Below are 1143 nucleotides of genomic sequence, written 5' to 3'. Positions count from 1 at the left end.
GGTGATTCACGGGGATCTGCGGATCGCTGGGTGAAAATGGACCGAAGTGCTTCCTGAGCAGGGGAAACTGGGACTTGTCTAAGGTTCCATGTTCTCCAGCAGAAAGCACTCGGTAGGTGAAGCGTACTTCGTGGTCGGCCGGTCTGTCCGTTACTGCTGATGGTGTCGGGGTGATCTCCCACGCCGGGGCCATCGCGCCTCGCCTTCTGGCTGATCAGGTGGGGCTGACAACTGAATTGTCAGGGGCCATGGCCCGCCGCCGGTTCATCCCGATCCACGACCGCGGCCGGGTGCTGATCGACGTCGCGGTGATGCTCGCCGATGGCGGCGAGTCCATCTCCGACATCGGCGTCCTGCGCCACCAATCCGAGGCCCTGGGCCCGGTGGCCTCGGCCCCGACGGTGTGGCGCACACTCGATGAGATCACTGCCGGCAAGCGCAAGAAGATCCAGGTAGCGCGTGCCCGCACCCGCCGTCACGTGTGGTCCCGCCTGCCCGGCGGGGTGCCCGCATCGGCGTGTGCGGGGCGGGATCTGGGATCGACAATCGTGCTCGATGTGGACGCCACGATCGTGGTCACCCACAGCGAAAAAGAGAACGCCGCACCGACGTACAAGCGCACGTTCGGGTACCACCCGATCGGTGTGTGGTGCGACAACACAGAGGAGTTCCTCGCCGCGAGCCTGCGCCCGGGCAACGCCGGGTCCAACACCGCGGCTGACCACATCGACGTCCTGGGCCAGGCGATCGCGCAGATCCCCGCCGCTCACCGCCGTGACCTGCTGATTCGATCCGACGGTGCAGGCGCCTCCCATGACCTTCTGGATTGGATCACCGAACAGAACGGCATCCGCGGTCGACGGGTGGAGTACTCGGTCGGGTTCCAGGTCACCGCCCCGCTACGCCGGGCCATCGCGATCTACCCAGAGGCTGCGTGGGGGCCCGCATTGAATCCTCCGGCGACATCCGAGACGGGGCCGAGGTTGCCGAACTGACCGGCTTTCTCAGCCCCAGGATGCTCGTCAAGTGGCCAGACGGAATACGAGTCATCGTCCGCCGCGAACGGCCCCACCCGGGTGCTCAGTTGTCGATGTTCGAAGAGATCGACGGGTGAGCCTGTCAAGATAATTGTGTGAGTTTTGG

1 pseudogene is annotated in these 1143 nt (G+C 65.1%); it reads left to right on the top strand.

The window, feature by feature from the left end:
* Positions 1 to 116: 116 nt before the first annotated feature.
* Positions 117 to 1111, top strand: a pseudogene (locus tag CEY15_RS17810) (IS1380 family transposase); the annotation flags it as partial.
* Positions 1112 to 1143 lie beyond the last annotated feature (32 nt).

It is taken from the genome of Dietzia natronolimnaea (assembly GCF_002289575.1).
Lineage (GTDB): Bacteria > Actinomycetota > Actinomycetes > Mycobacteriales > Mycobacteriaceae > Dietzia > Dietzia natronolimnaea_A.
Note: the sequence above shows the minus strand (reverse complement) of the source record. Positions and strands in the feature narration are given on the sequence as shown.